This is a genomic window from Balneicella halophila (assembly GCF_003096835.1).
GTDB classification, from domain to species: Bacteria; Bacteroidota; Bacteroidia; order Bacteroidales; family Balneicellaceae; genus Balneicella; species Balneicella halophila.
In genome coordinates this window covers 1-22,295 of record NZ_QENZ01000003.1, presented here as the reverse complement: position 1 = coordinate 22,295, position 22,295 = coordinate 1, and the positions used below count along the sequence as shown (strand labels likewise).

Here is a 22,295-nt window from a genome sequence, read left to right as displayed (position 1 = left end):
GTAAAGAGAGTACTAATGAATCTTAGAAAAATATTCTCAAAACACAACCTTGAAGAGAACAAACTTTATTAATGTTACATTTCGATATTGTAATGTTCCATAGAATGTAAGTAGTATCTCCTCTTTTATCTCCTTATTTCTTTCGAATAATATTGATTCCATCACGGATGGGAAGGATAAGGTTTTCCACTCTGTTGTTTTTTTTTATCAATTTATTGAAAGCGATAATTCCTTGCGTTTGTGCGTCGGAGTCGGGGGTGTCTTCCAGAACTTTGCTGTCCCAAAGAACATTATCGGCAAGGATAAATCCACCAGAGGGAATTTTGTCAAAGACTAGGTTGTAATAGTCTATATATTCAGCCTTGTGAGCATCTAAAAAAACCAAATCAAATGTGTCATTTAATGAGGGTATGAGGTTTTTAGCATCACCTGAAAGCAGTTCAATTTTATCTTCTAAATGGGCTTTCCTCACGAACTCTTGAGCAAATGGCAGTAATTCATCGTTTTTGTCAATTGAAATCAATTTTGCTCCATCATCTAATCCTTTTGCCATACTTATTGCCGAGTAGCCCGTGTAGGTACCGAGTTCTAATATGCGTTGTGGTTTTAGCATTCGTACAAGCAGGTAGAGGAGCATGCCTTGTTCGTGACCAGAGAGCATCCTAGCTCGGAGAACATGCAGATGCGTGGCTCTATCCAACTCTTGAAGTACTTTGTCTTCCTCGGTGCTATGGTTTTTTACGTATTCGTTGAGTTTTGCAGTGTTTTTCATTATAGTTCTCCTCTTTCGTACCTGGCAATCAGGGCTTCTAAATAAATGTGTTCGCCATACGGATCGTAAGCTTTCTTTAGGTCGTTGCCAAAAAGTCTTGCTATACCTTGCCAAAAGAAAGCGGTTAGCCCTCCTTTGTACATTTTTATGTGCTCGTAGGAAGTATTTCCTGTTTCACGATGAACAAGAATTATTAGCATTCTGCCTTGAGAGATTTTTAAATCTTTCATTGGCTCTTTATAAATATCCATTAATTTTTTGTATTCTCTTTTAATAAATGCTTTTCTTTCTGATTCTCCTTCAATAGTTTGCAACTGACTGTCAATTTCTCTAATTTTTTTAGCCGCTTTTTTTGCTAAAGGATAGACCACTTTCAAATTTCGTATTGTTCTGTTGTAAGCACGCGTGCCTTTTCTGTATCTTCTCGGAACTTTTTTGCCCATAGCAACGATAGTTGAACGTCCTGGCTCAATTATAATTTCAGGCAGATGAACACAAATAAGACTATCAGCACCAATCGTATAGTAATACGGTTTTATCTCATCATCCTCGTATGGCAGTACTTGTGAATACGCCGACCACGAACAAAGTAAGAATAAAGCGGTTAATATGTTATGAAACTTCAACATTTTGCATGCATAAAAAGCAATAATTATACCCAAAAATAGTTACTTTTGTGTCAAAATGAACTAAAAAAACCAAAAACCAATGGAAGCATCTCAAACAAAAGTATATTCAGAGATTGGAAAGTTACAAGGCGTTATACTTCACACACCAGGAAGTGAGGTAGAGAATATGACGCCTGGTACTGCAGAGCGAGCATTGTACAGTGATATATTGAGTCTTGATGTAGTTACGAAAGAATACAAAGTTTTTAAGGATCTCTTAGGCAAATTAACTAAAACGTATCAAGTCAAAGAGCTTTTAGCTGATGTTTTAAGCGACTCCTCTCTACGAAGCGAATTGATTTCTAAAGTTTGTGAGATGGAGGATAATGTTAAATTTCCAACACAGCGGAAAAGATTGCAAAAACGACTTGAAGAATTGGATACAAAAGCATTAGCAACAGCTTTAATTGAAGGTCTTCCATTAGAGAAGAACAATCTCACCGACTTTGTTTCTGATGAACGTTTTGTATTGCGTCCTTTACACAACTTTTTCTTTACAAGAGATGCTTCTGTATCTGTGTATGATAAGGTTTTGATTTGCAATATGGCAAATGATGTCAGAGATAGAGAAAGCTTGGTCATGCAGACCATTTTTGAAAATCATCCAGAAGTAAAAACTACGGTCTGCAATCCTTTGTCAAGTCCTGACTTTGATAAAAATCTAAATATTGAAGGTGGAGATGTTCTGATTGCTCGTGATGATATTTTAATTATCGGCAATGGAACGAGAACTTCAACGCAAGGTGTTGATTACATGATTGAAATGCTAAAAACTTATAATGATGGTAAGGAGCGTCATATTATAGTGCAGGAATTACCGTCAACTCCAGAATCATTCATTCACATGGATATGGTATTTACCTTGTTGGACAAGAATAAATGCATGACATATAGTCCATTACTACTAAAACCATCACGTTATAGGACGATACACATCACAGTGCAAGGAGATAAGGTTAAAATACAGCAAAAAGAATCTGTTATAAAAACCTTGAAGGAATTAGGAATGGATTTAGAACCTGTAACTTGTGGAGGATCGGATCTTTGGCATCAGGAACGCGAGCAGTGGCATAGCGGTGCAAATTTCTTTGCTTTTGCTCCAGGCAAAATTATTGGTTACAGAAGAAATAATTACACTGCTGAGGAGTTAAATAAACATGGTTTTGAAATTCTAAAGGCAGAGGATGTAATAAGCGGTAAGGTAAACGTTGATGATTATGAAAGATGTTTGGTAACTCTAAGTGGTTCCGAGTTACCACGCGGAGGCGGAGGGGCGCGTTGCATGACAATGCCGGTAAGACGCGATGCAGTAAATTGGTAATGCGTAAACTCAAAAACAATGAAATGAAGCGACTCTCTGCCGAGGAATACAAATTGGCAGAGAAGCTTCCTGTCGTAGTTATTTTAGATAACGTCAGAAGTTTGAATAATATTGGTTCTGTTTTCAGAACGGCCGATGCTCTAAGAATAGAAAAAATCTACCTTTGCGGTATTACAGCGACACCACCACATCGTGATATTCATAAAACTGCTTTGGGAGCTGAGGATGCTGTACCTTGGAAATACGTCGAAAGTACAGAAGAAGCATTGGAAGTTCTTAAAAGTGATGGATATAAACTGCTAGCCATTGAACAAACGGAAAGCAGCACTATGTTGCATCAGTTCCAAGTAAAACGAGATGAGCGACTAGCTATCGTTTTTGGTAACGAAGTTAAGGGAGTACAGCAAGAGGTCGTAGATTGTTGTGAACAATGTATAGAGATTCCACAAGAAGGAACCAAACATTCCCTGAATATCTCCGTAAGTGCAGGAATGGTGCTATGGGAATTTTATAGACAATTTAGAAAGTAAAATATGTTAACGGCTACTAATATTACAAAGTCTTACGATCAACTGCAAGTACTTAAAGATGTATCGCTTGAAATCAATGCAAAAGAAGTGGTTGCAATTGTAGGGGCTAGTGGTGCAGGAAAAACGACTTTACTACAAATATTAAGTACACTCGACAAAGCAGATGGAGGCAATCTTTTGTTTAACGGGGAAGATATTTCTAAATACGGGGAGAAACGATTAGCAAAATTTAGAAATAAAGAAATTGGTTTCATCTTTCAGTTTCATCATTTATTGCCTGAATTTACTGCTCTTGAAAATGTTTGTATTCCAGCCTATATATTAGGGAAAGGAAGAAAAGAAAGTGAAGAAAGAGCTTTAGAATTACTCACAATATTAGGATTAAAAGATAGAATAAACCATAAACCTTCAGAACTTTCAGGAGGTGAGAATCAGCGGGTGGCTGTTGCCCGAGCTATGATGAATAACCCAGCAATTATCTTTGCTGATGAACCTACAGGAAATCTGGATTCTGCAAATAAAGAAGAAATACATCAATTGTTTTTTGACTTACGTGATAAATTGGGGCAAACTTTTGTAATTGTCACACACGATAGTGATTTTGCAGACCAATGTGACCGTAAATTGGTTATGAAAGACGGACGTATCATTAATGAGTAAACCATTTCACTTTAAAAAGTTTACTGTTGCTCAAGACCGATGTGCTATGAAAGTTGGTATTGATGGTGTTTTATTAGGAGCATGGGCTAAAGCTCCCAAAGACGTAAAAGCTATTCTTGATATTGGAACAGGTACAGGTGTTATTGCTATGATGATGGCACAACGTTTCCCCAAAGCTAAAGTTTTAGGAATAGATATCTCCACTGATGCAATCGAGCAAGCAACTAAGAACTTTAAAATGTCACCTTTTGATTCGAGATTAGAGGCTGCTCATATTGATATTCAAAATTACGATTCGTCTAATAAGTTTGGCTGTATTGTAAGTAATCCTCCATTTTTTTCCAATGGAGTGTTACCAGCTGTTTCAGATAGGGAAATCGCTCGACACACTACTAAATTTTCTTTTAGGGATTTATTAAAAAAAGTTGCAGACTTGCTTTCCACTCAGGGAATTTTTTCAATTATTATCCCAATTGAACGGCAAGTTGAAATAATTTCTATGGCAAAAGATAGTGGGCTTTATTGTAATAAATTGTGTACGGTCTACCCAAATCCCAATAAACGACCTAAACGGATTCTGATGTCATTCAGTTTTTTGGAAATGAAAGTTATTGAAGAAGAGTTAACTATTGAAACAGAAACTAGACATCGATATACGGGAAACTATAAGAAGTTGCTTAAGGATTTTTATTTGGCTTTTTAGCGAGTTGAAAAGTGTTGTAAAATGGCACGAGTTCTGGCTGGTGCTCTTCATAGTTAGGATTTGCTTTGTACTCGTTCAAGCGACGTTCTATCTCTTCAGCTGTAGTAAGTCCTGACAGATACTCTTGTTTACCTAGACTAAAAGAAGCTACACTTATTGTGAAGATTTCTGCATTCCTTAAATCAATCTCAGTAAGTGGTACTTTCAGACTATAAATCATCAACTCAGGCAATAAAGATGATTTGATTTTTAGTGGATCTATATCATTTATTGGTAAAGCAACCATTGGAGCTTGGTTAAAACCTTCCAATGCGACGTTGTCTTCAGTATTTTTGAATGGTAAGGGATGATGAATGCCATAAGTTTTATTGGGATTAGCTCCTTTGCTTAGCCAAACTGATAAACCAAGTTGTCTTATTTTATCGATAGCTTGAGGATTTGTGCTTTCTATATCTATATACAAAAATTCGCTATCATTACTTACGGCAAGTGTGATTCCATTAGTTTTATGAAAGATGGATGCTGGTGCTTTTGGGGTATTATTATGCCAAATAGATTGATGCACAGATGTTGTGGAACTACACGCCATCACAATGAATATTATCGGAAGACTATATACTAACCTCTTCATTCTTCTTATTTTCTAATAATCTGAGATAAAAATTTCTACTGTAAACAATTAACCCGAAGCCTTGTCCAATAAGTAGGACTAAATCTTTAGCAAAAATTGCGTAAACAGTAATAATGGCAGATCCTAAAATACTAATAACCCAAAAACCTAAAGGGAAAATAGATTCTTTTTTATATTCTGAATATACCCATTGATAGATAAAGCGGGATGCAAAAATGGTTTGCCCAATAGTTGCTAGAATCAGCCATGTCGCGGTAGCGGGTGGATCTCTGAAAAGAGGTTTTACAATGTCCACATAGTTGAAGAGACCATATCCAATAACAAGAATAGGTGTAGCAATCAAAATGAGCTTGATAAGTTTTGGTACTTTTCCCCAGACACCTTTCAGTTGTAAGTTACGTATGTATATGAAATAAGCAATAATTTGACCTTCAATGATAGAGAAATCATTTCTTAAGTAGCCGTATGTCATCATTAGATAGCAAGCGATTAAGCTTAATTGCCAGAATATAGATGGTGATATGGAGGCTTTTGCTCTTTCTGATAAAATAAGTTGCACTGCAAATCTAGAAAAGAAAAGTCCCTGTGCAATAAATCCAATAAGGGCTACATAAGTGATTTCAAAACCCATTAAACTTAATTCTTAATTTGATAATTACGATGTCTTTTTTGCAACCATTTTACATGAAAACAATCCATAAAAGGTGCTATAAGTCTATTAGACAATCCAAATTTAGCTTGACCAGCTTCTCTAGGAAAATGCTTAACAGGAACTTGCTTAACTTCCTCGTCAAACATTTGAACTAAGGCTGCAAAAAAGCGATGGTTTCCATTAAAAAATGGAATTTTTTTAGCTATAGCAGTTTTGAAGATTTTTAAAGGGCAACCAGTGTCTTCTATGTTATCATGTACCATCATCCTGCGAAAGCTATTCGCAATTTTTGAGGACATATTTTTTACGAAACTATCTTGTCTATTTTGGCGAATGCCTGTGACCATTGCATAGTCTTTACGATAAGGAAGAAGTATTTCAAAATCTTCTGGCGTAGTTTGCAAGTCAGCATCTATATATCCAACATATTCGGAAGTTGCATGATCAAATCCCGCTTTTATAGCAGCACTTAGTCCTCTGTTTTCTTGAAATGAAATATAATTTAACTCAGAATATTTTGTACATGCTTGCTGAATTGCTTCGAAACTGCCATCAGTAGAGCCATCATCAACTAATAACGCATTGGTTGGCACACTCGCGTTTGAAATATATTTGTGGATAGTCTCCGTGAGTCGTGAGATGTTATCTACTTCATTATATATAGGAATAATGATGGTGAATTCTTTCATATTTGTTTAAAAATTATATCCAATACTAACATGAAGAATTGGCTTACTTACTTCTGTGGAATGCATGATTGTTGCTTCAATAGGACCAACTATGCTATCATAGGAGTATGTAATACCGCCACCCCAAATATTCTCTGGAATACTGCTAAAAAAATTATCAATGTCATCGGAATAGCGTCCATAATTACCTGCCAATACCAAGTAATTGTTTTTAAATAATCTATACCTAAAGTCGATACGTGCCACAGCCATCATATCATTATAGCCTTGTACCCAATTAGCTCCTACAAATGGAATATGTTTAGTTAGGTATTTGGTATCGTTGATACCACCCCAATAATTTTTATAAATAGGACTTAATTGATTATCTAAAATAGTTCTGCCATAAAGGTTTACTATTGTTGAGAATTTCTTTCCTATGGAATAAGCTCTTTTTAGGTTGGCATACAAAACTGTGCCTGTTTCTCCTGCACCATTAGATATATAATTAGCTTCCCCATCAAAACGAATACCTCGAGTAGGGTAGGATGGATCATCTAAGATATCCAAACTGATGAAGGCATAATGATGTGTGTACCAATCATTTCCAGTTCTCTCAGACAGGATGGTGTTCATGTGCGTAACATCCTTATAGTCCACGTATTCTTTTCTAATTCCCACACCCGCTGAGTAATTATCCCAAAGTATCATTTGGGCATTCATATCAAACTTTACATAGGTAACATCACCTTCTATAACCTTATCATTTTTTATATATCTAGTGAGGCTGTAATCCTTTGTGTCAAACATCAAATTCAGGTAAGGCACTTTACCAAATTTTATCGTATAGCGACCTGTGAATTGTAAATCTCTTCCTAAAATAGCATCTGCAGAAGCTCTGGAATTTTTGATTAACAGATTGTTTAGCGTTAGATTCATTAAAACACTGCCTTCGTTGTCACTGTCATAATGCAAACCAACATTAAACCTATTGGATAAACGCTCGTGAGCATCGAATTGCAAAGTGTCTTGGAGAACTTTGTAGGTCAATAAATCTAAGCCTAACACAGAAGATACATCACCTATGGTTTTTTCAAGTTCATCCACAGAAATACTGTCTTTATCATCCAAATCTAATTTGGTAAAGAATAAATTCTCGCTGATATCCTCAAGACCTTTTACTTTTATTGCTTTGAATCTTATAGGTTCATCAAACGGAGGAGGCGATAACTCTTCTTTAGCAACATTTTCTCCTAATTTTTCTTTTAAAGCCTTTAGTTCATCATAGTGTTTCTTTGCTGCGTCTCTGCCTCGCTGTATCAGCGTATCTATTTCTTCTTTATCAAAACTTCCAGCATTGAAACCGGTAATATTAGGGCTTATATAAATATCGGTTAGCTTTTTGTTTTGGTCTAAACGGGGTTTGCCTGCAAAACTCACAAGCTGGTTCACAATGTCTGCTGCTGAATTTATCTCGCTCTGCTCTAGTAATGGAGATTGTACGTACACGCCAATAATATAATCAAAACCTTTTGCCTTGGCTACATCAGCCGGAAAGTTGTTGATAACACCACCATCCACAAAGACTCTATTCCCAACTCTTTGGGGTGTAAATACAGAGGGAATTGCCATACTTGCCCTCATTACGATAGGTAGTGAACCTCTTTCAAAAACAACAGCTTCACCAGTTTCAATATCAGTACCCACACAGGAGTAAGGTATAGGTAGATTTGAAAAATCTTTATCTTGATGATAACCAATGGTGTACTTTGATAAAATATTCATTACCCGTTGCCCTTGAATAATTCCTTTGGGAAGTCGTATTTTATCTTTTATAGGAAATGAAAAGGCATATCTACTCAGCTCATCTTTTATTATAACAGGTATCTTACGGCTTGTTATTTTATCGGTAAAAACGGTACTCCATTCTATCTTATCAACTTGCTCTGCGATTTCTTTTCCCGAATATCCAATTGCATAAAATCCTCCCACAATGCTTCCCATGCTTGTCCCAACGACATAATCTATTGGTATGCCTAGTTCGTCGATAGCTTCAAGTGTACCTATTTCAGCAAAACCTTTTGCTCCGCCACCGCTAAGGACTAGTGCTACTGTAGGTCTAGATTTTACAGAATCTTGTTGATTCTCTATGTTTTGCGCATCTATCTTTGCAGTAAGAAGCAAGAAAATGACGGACAAAAAGATGCTTAATTTGTTTCTTGTCATGGGCGTAACCTATTAGCAGATCGTACTAAAGCTTCATCTTTTTGTATGCCTTTTAATGCCAAGAAATTAAAAATGATAGCAAGTATAGGAAACAAGCAGGTGAAGTTATACTTAATGTCGTGTGTGGGCAGAGATTTACTCATTTCCCAGCCGTAGTAAGCAACTAAACCAATGCTTCCAAATAATAAAAACATGTTGATAACAGTAAGTCGAGCTTGAACAAGCCGATGCTTAAACAAGAAGATACTTACCAAAGTAATTAGTAATATTACTCCGTATAAAATAGTTAAAGGAATCAGGTATTCACCATTACTAATCCTCAATGCACTAAATTCTATCGTTTCCTGCTCATTGAAAAATATGAGAAATGGGAAAATGAAAACTTGTACAATCAAGACAAACACTGCCAATAAATATATAGTTTGAATCCGTTGTATCATAAGAAAACGTCTAATTATTCATTACTAAAAAACAAAGATATAGAATGTTGTGTAATTATGCTATGTATGCCAATAGATTTATGTTAAATAGGCATATCCTTCACTAAAAAACAGTACATTTGTGTAACAAAAGAGGAAAAACATGAGAAAAATAGCACTTATAACCGGAGCCACTTCCGGAATTGGCAAAGCCACTGCGATAGCTCTTGCCTCCTGTGGTCATAATGTGATTATTACGGGTCGTAGGGGAGAGCGCTTAGAGGAATTGGCTGAAGAAATAAAAGTGAAACATAAAGCTGAAGCACTGCCTTTAGCCTTTGATGTAAGAAATAACGAAGAAGTAGTTGAGGCTTTTAAATCATTGCCTGATCGATGGAAAAGCATAGATGTTCTTATTAATAATGCGGGGCTTGCTGCAGGAATGGACACCATCCAAGATGGTAAGTTAGAGGATTGGGAGCAGATGATAGATACCAACGTGAAAGGTTTACTTTACGTATCTAAGCAAGTAATGCCATTAATGATAGAGAGGGGTGAAGGACATATTGTCAATATCAGTTCTGTAGCAGGAAAGGAAACCTATCCGAAAGGCAACGTATACTGTGCCACTAAGCATGCAGTAGAAGCGATTACAAAAGGTATGCGTATTGACTTGAACCCTTATGGAATTAAGGTAAGTGAAGTTTGCCCTGGAATGGTGGAGACGGAATTCTCTGTAGTTAGATTAAAAGATGCAGATGCAAATAATAAAGTTTACAAAGGACTGAAACCCTTACTTGCAGAAGATGTGGCAGAAACTATTGTGTTTATTGTTACACGTCCGAAACATGTAAGTATAGCCGATGTTCTTATTTTCCCGAACTCACAGGCATCAAGCACGATTGCAAAAAGAGAATTATAAAATGCTTCAAATCTTATTGTGCTTCAATGTTTTTTTAATGATTTTTAAGGCTGTTGTGTTCTATAAAACAGTATTTTTGTATTAATCGTGTAAAAGTAGCGTGAATGATTGAGGAGTTAATAAAAAAATATAATGTGCCTGTCCCTAGATACACAAGTTATCCTACGGCTCCTTGTTGGGGAGACTCATTAGGTACTATGGATAGTATAGAATCTATAATAAAAAAATCCTTTAGAAAATCTAATACTAAAAGTGGCATAAGCATATACATACATCTGCCGTATTGTGAAAATCTATGTACATTCTGTGCTTGTAATCGGATAATTACCAAGAACCATAAAGTTGAAGATTCATATATTGAAGCTGTGCTTACTGAGTGGCAAAGATATCGTAGTTTGTTTGATGGCACACCTATAATCCGGGAATTACATTTAGGCGGTGGTACACCGACCTTTTTTTCACCAGAGAACTTAAAGTATCTTATCGAGAGCATAATGAAAGATGCTAAGATGCATGAGTCTCATGAATTCAGCTTTGAGGCACATCCTGGAATAACTACAGAGGAGCATTTGGATACTCTCTATAACGTAGGTTTTAATAGAGTGAGCTTTGGAGTACAAGATTTTGATGAGATTGTGCAAGAAACAATCAATAGAAAAAATGATTACGAAACTGTAAAGTCTATTACTGAAAAAGCAAGGGAGATTGGTTATTCATCTGTCAATTATGATTTGATATATGGTTTGCCGAAGCAAAAGCTCTCGTCTGTTGAAGATACTATTGAAAAAGTCGCTTTGTTGATGCCAGAGCGAATAGCTTTTTATTCCTATGCCCATGTGCCTTGGAAGATGAAAATGCAACGCACATTTACTGATGAAGATTTACCTGATAATGCTGAAAAAAGAGCATTATATGAAAAAGGTAAAGAACTGCTAATATCCAGTGGCTATTATGATATTGGATTAGATCACTTTTCGTTAGAGTCTGACGATTTGTATAAAGCTTACAAAGAAAGACGATTGCATCGTAATTTTATGGGTTACAATACTTCACATACGAAAATGTTGATAGGACTTGGAGCCTCTTCTATTTCCGATTTTGATACAATGTATATACAGAACGAGAAACACGTAAGTAAGTATGAGAAAAAAATACAAGAGAACAGATGGGCTTACGAACGTTCTTATATTTTAACGCCAGAAGATGAATGCATTAAAAGAGCAATACTTGATATCGCATGCAAAAGACAGTTATCAATTACCCCAGAAATTAGAACTTATCTTACAAAATCAGACTTTGAAACACTGAGCGTTATGCAGTCTGAGGGATTAATAATGTTTGATGAGGATACTCTTACAGTGACAGATTTAGGGATGATATTTTTACGTAATATTTGTAGTGTTTTTGATCGTAATTATGATGTAAATAAGCAATTTAACTTTTCAAAATCTATATAGTGAATAGAATACAAATTATAGGATTATTTTGGTTGATGATTTTAAGCTTTTCTTTAAGAGCACAAGACCAATCAATACGATTCTTACACTATAATTTGTTTATGAAATATCATGAAGATACAAAAGAATACAAGGATTACAAAGAGAAAGAAGTTAGAGATTTGTTGGAAATAGAAAACGTAGATTTGTATAGCGTTTTTGAGGATAGTGGAGATGAGTTTTACATTAGTAATGCAGTCTATAATGTTCAGAAAGATAACCCTTTCGGGGTAATTCATTTAACTTTTAGTGACTTAAGGCACTCACTATGCTACAATAAAAATAGTCTTACGGTCAAGAAATCTGAAACCATTCAATACGAGAATGCTCTTTTTTTTCATCATGAATTGTTGTTTAAGGACACAACCGAGCCTGTTCATTTGCTCGTATATAAACAATCCGTGGTCAATCACCCCATCATTCAACTCCAAGGCATTTTAAATTATATTCATGATAAAAAGTTGAATGGTGATTTTATATTGACGGGTGGTAGTTTGTCCCCATTTGGAATGTTGGAAGAAAGGTATTTCGAATTGCCGAAGAACAATATTTCATTTCTGAACTTACAGACTTATTATTATCTCTATGATAAAGATTCGCGTTTATTATGGCATAAAGATGTTGATTTTTTGTATGTATCCACAGGTCTAATGCTTCCTGATTCTGGAGATGTTACATATAGAAGACTTGGGGCACTCGAAACAAAGGAGGCTGTTCTAGGAGAGGAACCAAAGGAAAATATTGTGCATAGACCTGTAGGAATAATGTTAGATATTAATCCCCAAAAGAATTTGAAGGTTTATGACATTCCAGATAACAAAATTATAGCTCAGAATAATACATCCTTATTTTGTTCTATTGTTTGGGATAAGGACATTGAACTCAATATTGAAATTGTTTCTATGATTGGCAATAGTTATTATGAAAACAATATAAGATATACTGGGACTATCGAGAATATTACGATTGACATAGAATCTCTTCCTACAGGAATATATTTATTGAAAACTACAGACGCTGAAGGACATCAAATTTTCAGGAAGTTTATAATCTACTAGGCGTGGTAATCTTCCAGAGCTTCTATAGGTGACTGTATAAACTTCCCAACAGTAAAACCTTGTTTCGTAAGTACCTCTACTAGAACAGGTTCAAATGCGTTTGCAATAGAGCCAACAAACCCCACAGTTAGTTGTTTTGGGTATTGAGATAGATTTCGTTTTACAAAACTAGTAAACGCAGTCTGAACTAAATGATACATAGACTCTTCATGGATATTTTCACTAATAAAATAAGTATAGCTGGCCAAGCTTCTGTTAGGAAAAGGTTTTTTATAAACTTCCGCCATTAAATCTTCGTAGCAAACATTGTATTTAGCATAAAATTTATTTCTCAACTCATGAGGAAGTTGATTTTTGAGCAGATCAGCAATAAGCAGTTTGCCAAGAACAGCTCCACTACCTTCATCACCGAGAATATATCCAAGCGGAGGAACATTCGTCACAATCGCAGAACCATCCCAGTGGCAAGAGTTCGACCCAGTGCCTAAAATACAAGCTATTCCTTCAGTATCGCCAAACAGAGCTCTAGCAGCAGCAATTAGGTCTGAGTTTAATGATAGACCCAATTCATGTCCCCATACATTCTTAAAAGCAGTAGCCAAAATTTCTTTTTTATCTTCAAAAGAGCAACCAGCCCCATAAAAAAAAAGATTATTGGGACTCTCATTCCCTAATTCTGGCAATAATTCATTTTCAAGGATGGCTGTAACTTGCTCTGTATTTTGATAAAAAGGATTGATTCCTTGAGTCGTTATTTTATGCACACGTTTGCCTTGATTTGTGAGAATCCAATCTGTCTTGGTAGAACCGCTATCTGCTATTAATTTCATTTAGTTTAGGCTATATTTTATAATGAGGTAAAATTACCCTTTTTTTTGTAAATTTGGAATCGTTATACAATTTTAAAAAGGGAATGGCATGAAAAGTATATTTGAAACTAACTCTTCATTAAAAAAACACAGAAGGACTTTTCGTAAAGCTAAGGATGATTTTGAGCATTCGCAGCTTACTCGCGAAGAACATATTCCCTTAGATATATATGAGTATGAAGAAGAAGGATGTAAAGTCGTTGCTGAGGAGATAGCTGACTTGATACGAGAAAAGCAACAAAAGGGTGAGATGTGTGTGTTAGGTTTAGCAACTGGAAATAGTCCGCGCGGAGTTTATAAAGAACTGGTTCGGTTGCATAAAGAGGATAATTTAAGCTTTTCTAATGTAATCACTTTTAATTTGGATGAGTATTATCCAATGGAAAAAACTTCAGTGAATAGTTACAATCATTATATGAATGAACTGTTGTTTGATCATGTTGATATTAAACCTGAAAATATTTATGTTCCTGATGGCAGTGTAGCACGTGATAAAATCAAAGAGTATTGCAATGCCTATGAAAAAAAGATAGATGAAGTCGGGGGGATTGATTTACAGCTCTTAGGTATTGGTCGTACTGGGCATATAGGTTTTAATGAACCTGGCTCATACATGAATTCTTATACGAGAATTATCGCTTTAGACGACATTACAATAGATGATGCAGTGAAAGATTTTGGTAGCCTTTCAGAAGTGCCAAAAGGTGCAATTACTATGGGAGTTGGTTCTATATTCAAAGCTCAGAAGATTATTCTTTTAGCTTGGGGTAGCAATAAGGCAGAAATTATAAAGAAAGCTGTAGAAGGTAAGATAACTGATGATGTCCCAGCTAGTTTTTTACAACAACATAAAAATGTAAAATTCGTGGTAGATATTTATGCTGCTGGAGAACTCACACGGGTTAAATATCCATGGAAAGTAGCTTCGTGTGATTGGACACCAAACCTTATTCTTAGAGCAATTACGGACTTGTGCATGAAAACGAATAAGCCTATATTGAAACTCACTGATAAGGATTATAGCGACCATGGTCTTGGTGAGTTACTCGTCGTTTATAAGTCTGCCTATGATGTGAATATTAGAGTTTTCAATATTTTGCAACATACCATTACAGGCTGGCCAGGCGGCAAACCCAATGCGGATGACACCAACCGGCCTGAGCGAAAAGAACCTGAGCAGAAGAGAGTCATTGTGTTTAGTCCTCATCCTGATGATGATGTAATTTCGATGGGAGGAACTCTTAAGCGATTGGTAGATCAAAAACACGATGTGCATGTAGCCTATCAGGTTTCAGGGAATATTGCAGTGGCCGATTATGAAGTCTTGCGTTATTTGTCTTTCTTTAAGAGGTTTTTTGAAGAAGAATATAATGGTGAAGGAGCTGTTCATGAAAATTATAACAGAATAAAAGCATTTCTGAAGAAGGATAAAGACGAAAGAGAAATGGCTTTGCCAGAAATACTGAAAGCCAAAACTTTAATTCGTCAAGAGGAAGCTAAATCAGCTTGTAGATATGTCGGTGTTCCAAAAAACAAACTCCATTTCTTGAATCTGCCCTTTTACGAAACAGGACAGGTAAAAAAGAATCCACTGACCCAAGTTGATATAGATATTATCAAAGAATTATTGCGGGAAGTAAAACCTCACCAAATTTATGCCGCCGGTGATCTTATGGATCCGCACGGAACTCATAAAGTTTGTCTAGAAGCATTATTCCTTGCACTGGATCAAATAAAAAAAGATGGAGATGATTGGCTTGATGATTGCTGGGTATGGCTCTATAGAGGAGCTTGGCAAGAGTGGGCTGTTGATGAAATAGAAATGGCTGTGCCGCTAAGTCCAGATGAATTGAGACAAAAAAGAAATGCAATATTGAGACACCAATCACAAATGGAAGCAGCTCCATTTATGGGTGGAGATTCTCGTCTTTTTTGGCAACGAGCTGAGGATAGAAACCGAGATACTGCGATGCAATACAACAAGTTAGGATTGGCAGAATATGAAGCTATTGAAGCTTTCGTAAGATATATACCTTAAAAAAATTGAATTAATGAATTGTTTCTTATTTACATATAAACCGGTCAAGACAGAAAGTCTTGTCAAAGAATTAAAGAAAAATCAATTAGTAGAGAATGTCTATATTGTGACTCCCAAAGGAGAGAAGAGCGAATATATGACCGTAAAGTCACTGTATAGCACTGAGACACTGAAAGAAATTGCTAATAAGAGCGAGACTAAGCAAACCCTCTTTATTTTAGATGCAGACAGGGTTACGTTAGGGTACAGAGCTATTGAACGTATGGAGCAAGTGGCTAGTAATAATATTGGGATAATATTTTCTGATTATATTGATGAAAATAGAGAACAATATTCCAACCATCCCTTAATTGATTACCAAAGAGGCGCTTTGCGTGATGATTTTAATTTTGGAGCTTTGTTGTGTTTCGATACACAAGCACTGAAAGAAGCTGTATCTTCAATGAAATCAGATTATCAATATGCAGGACTGTATGATTTACGATTAAAGATCTCACAGAAACGGTCTATCCGTCGTATTGGAGAGTCCTTATATACATTAGCGGTTGTAGATAAAAGAGCTTCAGGGAAGAAAATTTTTGATTATGTTGATCCAAAGCAAAGAGAAGTCCAAATAGAAATGGAACAAGCATGTACGGAGCATCTCAAAGATTTAAATGCTTTAGTAACTCCAGACTTCGATCCTGTCATGTTTGATGAAAAGGGTTTTAAAGTAAAAGCTTCCGTTATTATACCTGTTCGCAATCGTAAGAAAACAATTATTGATGCCGTTTCTTCAGTATTAAAACAAGAAGCAGATTTCGATTATAATTTAATTGTGGTGGATAATTATTCGACAGACGGAACTACCGAAATATTAGCAGAGTTTGCTCGTAAACATAGTAAAGTAACTCACGTTATTCCTAGTCGAAGAGATTTGGGAATTGGAGGCTGTTGGAATGAAGGAATCAATCACAAAAAATGTGGAATGTTTGCTATTCAATTAGATAGTGATGATTTGTATTCTGATGAGAATACACTTCAAAAAATTGTAGATACATTTTATGAAGAACAATGTGCAATGGTTATTGGAACTTACCTAATGACCAATTTTGATCTTGAAGAAATACCCCCCGGAGTTATTGATCATAAAGAATGGACTCCTGAAAATGGAATGAATAATGCTTTAAGAATTAATGGACTGGGAGCTCCACGTGCTTTCTATACACCTATCATCAGAGAGCTCGGATTTCCCAATGTAAGTTATGGTGAAGACTATGCAGTGGCTTTGGCTATTTCAAGAGATTATAAGATAGGAAGAATTTATGAGCCTGTTTATCTCTGTCGCCGTTGGGAGGATAATTCTGATGCTTCTTTGTCAATAGAAAAGCAAAATGCGCACAATCACTATAAAGATAGTATCCGAACTTTAGAATTGGAAGCGAGAATCAAAAAATAAATTTAATTAGTCAAGCATTGCCTTCACTGTCTGTGCAACTAAGTTAGGTGTTAATGAAATCAAACATTCTTTGTGGATTTCCTGTGAACATGTGCCTCTGCCGTCCTTTGTACAAGGTCGGCAAGGCATTTCCTTTTCAAGAACACGAATTTGATTGCCTGTAGGAAAACCGAAAGCTGTAGGACCGGCTAAGAATATCCCTTTTTTACCAAACAAATCAGCAGCATGGATAAAGCCTGTGTCTGCTGAAATAGTTAAGGCAGTTTCGTGAACAGTATAACATGAATCTAATAAGGAAGTTTTTCCTGCAAAATTTTTAGTGCGATCTGGAGCTACTGAAGCAATTTCCTCACAGAAATCATCTTGTGGACCACCAATGATGATAAATTTTTGTTCAGGCATCAACACAATAAGATCTTTCCAATAGTTTATCGGCCATCGTTTAAGTTCCCAAGCAGCAGAGGGCACAAGACAAATATATTCCTTTAATTCATGCGGGACGAGATTTTTTACTTTTTGCATAGAATCATTCGGGAAATTCCATGAATTGGGGGCTATATGCAATTCAGTTATACCCCATTTTTCTAACGGCTTTTGATAGGAAACCATTCCTTCAAAGGGTTTTGGGAATAAATTAACTCGGAAATTGAATAACAAAATACGTTTTAGTCTGTTCTTACTACGTAAAGTGTACTTTGGAGTTGCACCTATCCATCTTTTCCAAAAAGGACAAAGGCTTAGCTTAATAATATTGGAGCGAATGTTGCTGTGGGCATCATATATGTGTGTGAAATTTTCCTTGTGAAGTTTGCCCGTTAAATCCCATAGTCCTTTGAAACCATTATTTTTATCAAATGCCCAAATCTTGTCAATACGTGAGTCTATTTCTAATATAGGAGCGATATCGCTACGTACCACCCAATGGATTTCTGCACTTGGGTAGCGTTTGCGTATGCCACCAATGATTCCCATACATTGCAAAACGTCTCCAATAGAACTAAATCGGATAATAAGTATTTTGATTTTCTTTTTTTCTCCCATTAGCTGGTTGCTGTACTCCAATATATTATGCAAATATAGTTATCTTTGACTATAGATAATTTAGATATGCATATTATGGTAGACTTTTTTTATGAAAATAGATGGTTCTTTATTTACTTAGGAATAATAATTGGTGCATATTTTCTCTTAAGATTAATTACTAATCAAATCTATTTGTTGCTGATTAAGAGATTTCAGAATAAATACTCTAGTAACGAGACGCATTCATTAAGATTTGTAAAAAGAATATTGAATACACTTTGGTTGGTTTTAGGAGTTATCGTTATTTTTCTTCTGGTTGTTGAAGGAGACAAGCAAGCGAGGCTTGAACGAAATTTTCAAATGGCAATATATTTAGGAGTTATAGCAGTAGCTACTATTGTTTTAGCGTCATCAGTGAATCTTTGGTTTAAGAATGCTATTAAAAATAAAATAACACATAAAGAAGATTCTACAACACTACTCTTCTTAAGACGTTTTATAGTTTATGGTATTTATTTTATTGGAATTTTAGTTGGACTTGCTACAATCCCCTCTATGCGTACAATTGCTACCACTGCTCTTGGTGGTGCTGGTGTTATCGCAGTTATTGCCGGTATTGCATCACAGGAGGCATTGGGAAATATTGTAAGTGGTATCTTCATTATTATATTTCGTCCTTTCCGAGTAGGGCAAACTGTTAAAATCTCAGAAGGAATGCAAGGGGTTGTTGAGGAAATTACGTTACGGCATACAGTTATTCGTAATTATGAAAACAAAATGATATTGGTACCGAATGCCATTATCAATAAAGAACGTTTGATTAATTATGATCTAATAGATTCAAAATGCTGTGAACGTATAGAAATAGGGATATCATATGACAGTGATATTGCTTTAGCAAAGCAAATAATGCGTGAGGAGTGTGAAAATCACCCTAATATTTTAGACAATAGAAGTTTCACAGATAGAGAGATTGGGAAACCTCTAGTGCGCACTGCAGTTATAAGTCTAGATGACTCCTCAGTGGTAATTCGTGCTTGGGCATGGGCTCGTACTTCTTCAGAGGCTTACCAACTCCGTTATGACGTTTTAGAGAGTATTAAAATTCGTTTTGATGATGAAGGTATTGAAATTCCATTTCCTTATCGCACAGTGGTATTCAAAAATGATGACAGTTCTGGCAACAATAATAGTAGTGAAAAACCTGCCGAAGTCAATTAAAGTTCCTTTCTCGGTTTAAATATAGGGATCTCAATATGATATTGGAGAGCTATAATGCGAACTACAATAACCGTAGTAGCGGCAAGTATTCCTGAAAAAGAATGCAACATTCCTATTTCATCACTGATAAAAAAGACCACCCCGCCTAAAATGCATGCCATGGCATAGACATCTTTTCGGAAAATCAGGGGAGTTTCATTTAATAGAACATCTCGAATAACACCCCCAATAGCCCCTGTAATCATACCCATGAGAATAGCCACCCACCAAGGGAAATCAAATACTAGTGCTTTTTCAATGCCCACAACGGTGAATAATCCCAATCCAATAGCATCAAAGATATACAGTGTTTTGCTCATTTTTTGAATAATGCTTTCAAAGAGTAGTACAGTAATAAGTGCTAATCCAGTTATGATAAGATAAGAGGGTTGTTCCATCCAAAATGGAGTAGTGTCAAGTAGTACATCTCGAGTAGTACCCCCTCCAATAGCTGTTACTAAGCCAACAACATAGGCGCCGAACCAGTCAAGGCGGTCAAGATAAGCTAACCGAATACCACTAACAGCAAAAGCAAACGTCCCCAAGTGATCAAGGATAACGATATAATCCAAATGATTGTTAAAGAAAGTAAAGCTATCCATGTGAGAGTATAAAGATTACGTAGTTATAAATTTTAAGAAAGATGATAAGCTATGCCATGTCATGATATACGTGCTGTACGTCATCATTATCCTCTAATTTTTCAAGCAGTTTTTCAACATCAGCTTGTTGTTCTTCAGTTATTTGTTTGGTAACGTGTGGAATGCGTTCAAAACCAGACTCTACGATTTCAATATTCATGTCTTCAAGAGCTTTTTGTATTGAACCAAAATTAGGGAAGTCTCCATATATCATGATAAAATTATCATCTTCTTCAAAAACATCCTCTGCACCATAATCGATTAGTTCTAATTCAAGTTCTTCTAAATCCCGCTCTTCTTTGTTAATTTTAAAGTGGCATTTACGATCAAACAAGAACTCTACCGATCCAGAAGTCGCTAAGTTCCCTCCTGTTTTATTGAAATAGCTTCTCACGTCAGCAACAGTACGTGTAGGGTTGTCAGTTGCAGTTTCTACGATTACCGCAATACCATGTTGGGCGTAGCCTTCATAAACCAATTCTTTAAAATCACCTTGCTCCTTAGAGGAAGCTTTTTTGATGGCACGTTCAACATTATCTTTGGGCATGTTGGCAGATTTCGCATTTTGTATAGCTGCACGCAATCTTGCATTGGTCGTTGGGTCAGGACCTCCATTTTTAACTGCCATGGAAATCTCCTTACCAATCTTGGTAAACATTTTACTCATCTTTGCCCAGCGCTTAAACTTGCGTTCTTTTCTAAATTCAAATGCTCTTCCCATAATTTATTTATATATTATTATAAAAATTTGGTGTAAAAATACGATTAGTTCAGCTACAACGAAAGAAAAAGTGAAGAAAAATAGTATCTTGCAATGAATGAATGAAGAATTTCTATATTATATATGGCAACATCATGTCCGTTTGCAGGTTAAATATGATACGGTCGAAGGCATTTCATTTGTCGTACTAAATAAAGGATTTCAAAATACCAATGCAGGTGCAGATGTTTCACACGTTAAGCTTAAGATAGATGATGTTGAATGGAGTGGTTGTGTAGAATTTCACATTAAGTCGTCAGATTGGTATACTCATAATCACCATAGCGATCCAGCTTATAACAACGTAGTATTACATTTTGTCTCAGAAAAAGATAGAAACGTTTATACAGAGGATGGGCGTGAGTTACTGACTTTTATTTTTCCGGATTTGCTGAAGTATTACAATATTTTTCAAAATACATTTTCGAGCAAGCAATTTATTTACTGTGAAAAACATTTTGCCAGGGTTTCCTCATTTATTAAGAATATGTGGTTACAACGATTGGTAATAGAACGTTCGGAAGCAAAAACGGAAACTGTATTTCATTTGCTTTCACAAAATAATAATGATTGGGAAGAAACTGCATATCAATTATTCGTTCGTTATCTCGGACAAAAATTAAATGGCGATATATTCGAGCAACTTGCAAGAAGATTGCCTCAAAATATTTTAGCAAAGCATAAGTCCTCTTTGTTGCAAATAGAAGCTTTGCTTTTTGGGCAGGCAGGAATGCTAGAAGATGAAATAGATGACAGTTATTTCAAGAAGTTGAAAACTGAATATCAATTTCTTCAAAGAAAATATGATTTAGCACCAATGGAAGTGAGCCAATGGAAGTACTTAAGATTAAGACCTGCAAATTTCCCCTCATTACGTATTGCACAGTTAGCAATGCTTATTCACAAGTCATCGGGAATTTTTTCACAGTTGTTAAACATTGAACAGTTGGAAAGCTTGAGAAAACTGTTTGAATTTGGAACTTCTGAATATTGGTGTAAACATTATGTTTTTGGCAAAGAGAGTGCTCGAGAGTCTCAGCGAAAAATTGGCGAAAAATTACAAGATATCCTTATAATAAATAGTGTTGTTCCATTATTATTTGCATATTCTCAATATATAGGTGATATTAAATGGCAAGAAAAGGCTCTAAGACTATTGGGCGAGATCGATGCTGAAAGTAACTATATTATTCATGGATTTAACAGATTAGGACAAAAACCAAAATCTTCCTATGATACTCAAGCATTAATCCAATTAAAAAATAATTATTGTGACTTTAGACGATGTGAGCAATGCACTATAGGTCATGAAATATTAAAGACATGCTACATATAAAAGCACGCCTATTCCTTTCATTTTTCTGACAATTCAGTCGATATTTTGACAAGCTGTAATGAGGAAATTTGGGATTATTTTTTTGATGTACTAAAAAAGCTGAAAATATTTTTTTTGAATGATTTGCTTGATAATTAGGTCTTTGAGATTTTGGGCACAAAAAACTTTGTAAAAAAGTTGCAGTAATATTTGGTAGGTAATAAA

The 22,295-nt window shown here is 35.6% G+C and carries 22 protein-coding genes; 11 read left to right on the top strand and 11 right to left on the bottom strand.

The annotated features are described in order from the left end of the window. Window positions 1-133 precede the first annotated feature (133 nt). A complete protein-coding gene (locus C7377_RS00120) occupies window positions 134-772 on the bottom strand; it encodes an O-methyltransferase (RefSeq protein ID WP_116495318.1) in 639 nt (212 codons plus the stop codon). Then, complete coding sequence (locus C7377_RS00115) at window positions 772-1,401, bottom strand: DUF4294 domain-containing protein (protein WP_116495317.1); 630 nt, start codon at window positions 1,399-1,401, stop codon at window positions 772-774. Before C7377_RS00115 ends, C7377_RS00120 begins: the two co-directional genes overlap by 1 nt. A gap of 79 nt (window positions 1,402-1,480) precedes the next feature. On the opposite strand from C7377_RS00115, the gene C7377_RS00110 reads away from it, so the two are divergent. The 4 genes from C7377_RS00110 to C7377_RS00095 are packed head-to-tail and all read left to right on the top strand — an operon-like array spanning window position 1,481 to window position 4,654. Next, window positions 1,481-2,761, top strand: a complete 1,281-nt coding sequence (locus tag C7377_RS00110; protein WP_116495316.1) for an arginine deiminase — start codon at window positions 1,481-1,483, stop codon at window positions 2,759-2,761. Further along, window positions 2,761-3,291 carry an RNA methyltransferase gene (locus C7377_RS00105; RefSeq protein ID WP_116496180.1) on the top strand — a complete coding sequence of 177 codons (531 nt, stop codon included), beginning with the start codon at window positions 2,761-2,763 and terminating at the stop codon, window positions 3,289-3,291. The genes C7377_RS00110 and C7377_RS00105 overlap by 1 nt, the downstream gene beginning before the upstream one ends. A 3-nt stretch (window positions 3,292-3,294) precedes the next feature. Next, a complete protein-coding gene (locus C7377_RS00100) occupies window positions 3,295-3,951 on the top strand; it encodes an ABC transporter ATP-binding protein (RefSeq protein WP_116495315.1) in 657 nt (218 codons plus the stop codon). Then, the gene (locus tag C7377_RS00095; protein WP_116495314.1) at window positions 3,944-4,654 is read left to right on the top strand and encodes a tRNA1(Val) (adenine(37)-N6)-methyltransferase; all 711 of its coding nucleotides are present in this window, start codon (window positions 3,944-3,946) and stop codon (window positions 4,652-4,654) included. Before C7377_RS00100 ends, C7377_RS00095 begins: the two co-directional genes overlap by 8 nt. Here the strand turns inward: C7377_RS00095 and C7377_RS00090 are convergent. Genes C7377_RS00090 through C7377_RS00070 form a run of 5 tightly spaced genes read right to left on the bottom strand, consistent with a single transcriptional unit; the run spans window position 4,629 to window position 9,271 of the window. Beyond that, a complete protein-coding gene (locus tag C7377_RS00090; RefSeq protein WP_133241443.1) occupies window positions 4,629-5,285 on the bottom strand; it encodes a hypothetical protein in 657 nt (218 codons plus the stop codon). The two genes, C7377_RS00095 and C7377_RS00090, sit on opposite strands and share 26 nt — an antisense overlap. Next, entirely contained in the window at window positions 5,266-5,916 is a 651-nt protein-coding gene (locus C7377_RS00085) for a lipid-A-disaccharide synthase N-terminal domain-containing protein (protein WP_116495312.1), read from the bottom strand. Before C7377_RS00085 ends, C7377_RS00090 begins: the two co-directional genes overlap by 20 nt. Window positions 5,917-5,921: 5 nt before the next feature. Next, window positions 5,922-6,626, bottom strand: coding sequence for a glycosyltransferase family 2 protein (locus C7377_RS00080; protein ID WP_116495311.1), 705 nt, complete (start codon window positions 6,624-6,626; stop codon window positions 5,922-5,924). Window positions 6,627-6,632: 6 nt separating this feature from the next. Beyond that, window positions 6,633-8,831, bottom strand: a complete 2,199-nt coding sequence (locus C7377_RS00075; RefSeq protein WP_116495310.1) for a patatin-like phospholipase family protein — start codon at window positions 8,829-8,831, stop codon at window positions 6,633-6,635. Then, window positions 8,828-9,271: a DUF4293 domain-containing protein gene (locus C7377_RS00070; protein WP_116495309.1), complete on the bottom strand. Its 444-nt coding sequence runs from the start codon at window positions 9,269-9,271 to the stop codon at window positions 8,828-8,830. Before C7377_RS00070 ends, C7377_RS00075 begins: the two co-directional genes overlap by 4 nt. A gap of 142 nt (window positions 9,272-9,413) precedes the next feature. Here C7377_RS00070 and C7377_RS00065 point away from each other — a divergent pair, with 142 nt between their 5' ends. The 3 genes from C7377_RS00065 to C7377_RS00055 all read left to right on the top strand — a co-directional run bounded on the left by C7377_RS00065 (window position 9,414) and on the right by C7377_RS00055 (window position 12,726). Continuing rightward, complete coding sequence (locus C7377_RS00065; RefSeq protein ID WP_116495308.1) at window positions 9,414-10,172, top strand: SDR family NAD(P)-dependent oxidoreductase; 759 nt, start codon at window positions 9,414-9,416, stop codon at window positions 10,170-10,172. Between the two features lie 104 nt (window positions 10,173-10,276). Further along, complete coding sequence (gene hemN, locus C7377_RS00060) at window positions 10,277-11,629, top strand: oxygen-independent coproporphyrinogen III oxidase (RefSeq protein ID WP_116495307.1); 1,353 nt, start codon at window positions 10,277-10,279, stop codon at window positions 11,627-11,629. Then, window positions 11,629-12,726: a T9SS type A sorting domain-containing protein gene (locus C7377_RS00055; RefSeq protein WP_133241442.1), complete on the top strand. Its 1,098-nt coding sequence runs from the start codon at window positions 11,629-11,631 to the stop codon at window positions 12,724-12,726. Before hemN ends, C7377_RS00055 begins: the two co-directional genes overlap by 1 nt. On the opposite strand, the gene C7377_RS00050 is transcribed toward C7377_RS00055, so the two are convergent. Beyond that, window positions 12,723-13,556: an ATPase gene (locus C7377_RS00050; RefSeq protein ID WP_116495305.1), complete on the bottom strand. Its 834-nt coding sequence runs from the start codon at window positions 13,554-13,556 to the stop codon at window positions 12,723-12,725. The two genes, C7377_RS00055 and C7377_RS00050, sit on opposite strands and share 4 nt — an antisense overlap. 88 nt (window positions 13,557-13,644) lie before the next feature. Here C7377_RS00050 and nagB point away from each other — a divergent pair, with 88 nt between their 5' ends. Together nagB and C7377_RS00040 are read left to right on the top strand one after the other, a co-directional pair. Next, window positions 13,645-15,633 (top strand): glucosamine-6-phosphate deaminase, encoded by a 1,989-nt coding sequence (gene nagB / locus C7377_RS00045; protein WP_116495304.1) that lies wholly within the window; start codon window positions 13,645-13,647, stop codon window positions 15,631-15,633. 4 nt (window positions 15,634-15,637) lie between these two features. After that, the gene (locus tag C7377_RS00040) at window positions 15,638-17,071 is read left to right on the top strand and encodes a glycosyltransferase family 2 protein (RefSeq protein ID WP_394336356.1); all 1,434 of its coding nucleotides are present in this window, start codon (window positions 15,638-15,640) and stop codon (window positions 17,069-17,071) included. 6 nt (window positions 17,072-17,077) lie between these two features. Here the strand turns inward: C7377_RS00040 and C7377_RS00035 are convergent, their stop codons facing one another. Continuing rightward, a complete protein-coding gene (locus C7377_RS00035; protein ID WP_116495302.1) occupies window positions 17,078-18,112 on the bottom strand; it encodes a glycosyltransferase family 9 protein in 1,035 nt (344 codons plus the stop codon). Between the two features lie 66 nt (window positions 18,113-18,178). Between C7377_RS00035 and C7377_RS00030 the strand changes: the two genes are divergently transcribed. Continuing rightward, window positions 18,179-19,315 (top strand): mechanosensitive ion channel family protein, encoded by a 1,137-nt coding sequence (locus C7377_RS00030; RefSeq protein ID WP_207778368.1) that lies wholly within the window; start codon window positions 18,179-18,181, stop codon window positions 19,313-19,315. Here C7377_RS00030 and C7377_RS00025 read toward each other — a convergent pair. Together C7377_RS00025 and C7377_RS00020 are read right to left on the bottom strand one after the other, a co-directional pair. Further along, complete coding sequence (locus C7377_RS00025) at window positions 19,312-19,956, bottom strand: trimeric intracellular cation channel family protein (RefSeq protein ID WP_116495300.1); 645 nt, start codon at window positions 19,954-19,956, stop codon at window positions 19,312-19,314. The genes C7377_RS00030 and C7377_RS00025 overlap by 4 nt on opposite strands. 49 nt (window positions 19,957-20,005) lie before the next feature. Next, window positions 20,006-20,716: a YebC/PmpR family DNA-binding transcriptional regulator gene (locus C7377_RS00020; protein WP_116495299.1), complete on the bottom strand. Its 711-nt coding sequence runs from the start codon at window positions 20,714-20,716 to the stop codon at window positions 20,006-20,008. A gap of 97 nt (window positions 20,717-20,813) precedes the next feature. Here C7377_RS00020 and C7377_RS00015 point away from each other — a divergent pair, with 97 nt between their 5' ends. Continuing rightward, entirely contained in the window at window positions 20,814-22,091 is a 1,278-nt protein-coding gene (locus tag C7377_RS00015; RefSeq protein WP_116495298.1) for a DUF2851 family protein, read from the top strand. Window positions 22,092-22,295 lie beyond the last annotated feature (204 nt).

What these genes read in the sequence shown, in the direction of transcription:
- C7377_RS00120 (WP_116495318.1), bottom strand. Translation starts at nt 772, where the DNA reads ATGAAAAACACTGCAAAACTCAACGAATACGTAAAAAACCATAGCACC.
- C7377_RS00115 (WP_116495317.1), bottom strand. Translation starts at nt 1,401, where the DNA reads ATGTTGAAGTTTCATAACATATTAACCGCTTTATTCTTACTTTGTTCG.
- C7377_RS00110 (WP_116495316.1), top strand. Translation starts at nt 1,481, where the DNA reads ATGGAAGCATCTCAAACAAAAGTATATTCAGAGATTGGAAAGTTACAA.
- C7377_RS00105 (WP_116496180.1), top strand. Translation starts at nt 2,761, where the DNA reads ATGCGTAAACTCAAAAACAATGAAATGAAGCGACTCTCTGCCGAGGAA.
- C7377_RS00100 (WP_116495315.1), top strand. Translation starts at nt 3,295, where the DNA reads ATGTTAACGGCTACTAATATTACAAAGTCTTACGATCAACTGCAAGTA.
- C7377_RS00095 (WP_116495314.1), top strand. Translation starts at nt 3,944, where the DNA reads ATGAGTAAACCATTTCACTTTAAAAAGTTTACTGTTGCTCAAGACCGA.
- C7377_RS00090 (WP_133241443.1), bottom strand. Translation starts at nt 5,285, where the DNA reads ATGAAGAGGTTAGTATATAGTCTTCCGATAATATTCATTGTGATGGCG.
- C7377_RS00085 (WP_116495312.1), bottom strand. Translation starts at nt 5,916, where the DNA reads ATGGGTTTTGAAATCACTTATGTAGCCCTTATTGGATTTATTGCACAG.
- C7377_RS00080 (WP_116495311.1), bottom strand. Translation starts at nt 6,626, where the DNA reads ATGAAAGAATTCACCATCATTATTCCTATATATAATGAAGTAGATAAC.
- C7377_RS00075 (WP_116495310.1), bottom strand. Translation starts at nt 8,831, where the DNA reads ATGACAAGAAACAAATTAAGCATCTTTTTGTCCGTCATTTTCTTGCTT.
- C7377_RS00070 (WP_116495309.1), bottom strand. Translation starts at nt 9,271, where the DNA reads ATGATACAACGGATTCAAACTATATATTTATTGGCAGTGTTTGTCTTG.
- C7377_RS00065 (WP_116495308.1), top strand. Translation starts at nt 9,414, where the DNA reads ATGAGAAAAATAGCACTTATAACCGGAGCCACTTCCGGAATTGGCAAA.
- hemN (WP_116495307.1), top strand. Translation starts at nt 10,277, where the DNA reads ATGATTGAGGAGTTAATAAAAAAATATAATGTGCCTGTCCCTAGATAC.
- C7377_RS00050 (WP_116495305.1), bottom strand. Translation starts at nt 13,556, where the DNA reads ATGAAATTAATAGCAGATAGCGGTTCTACCAAGACAGATTGGATTCTC.
- nagB (WP_116495304.1), top strand. Translation starts at nt 13,645, where the DNA reads ATGAAAAGTATATTTGAAACTAACTCTTCATTAAAAAAACACAGAAGG.
- C7377_RS00035 (WP_116495302.1), bottom strand. Translation starts at nt 18,112, where the DNA reads ATGGGAGAAAAAAAGAAAATCAAAATACTTATTATCCGATTTAGTTCT.
- C7377_RS00030 (WP_207778368.1), top strand. Translation starts at nt 18,179, where the DNA reads ATGCATATTATGGTAGACTTTTTTTATGAAAATAGATGGTTCTTTATT.
- C7377_RS00025 (WP_116495300.1), bottom strand. Translation starts at nt 19,956, where the DNA reads ATGGATAGCTTTACTTTCTTTAACAATCATTTGGATTATATCGTTATC.
- C7377_RS00020 (WP_116495299.1), bottom strand. Translation starts at nt 20,716, where the DNA reads ATGGGAAGAGCATTTGAATTTAGAAAAGAACGCAAGTTTAAGCGCTGG.
- C7377_RS00015 (WP_116495298.1), top strand. Translation starts at nt 20,814, where the DNA reads ATGAATGAAGAATTTCTATATTATATATGGCAACATCATGTCCGTTTG.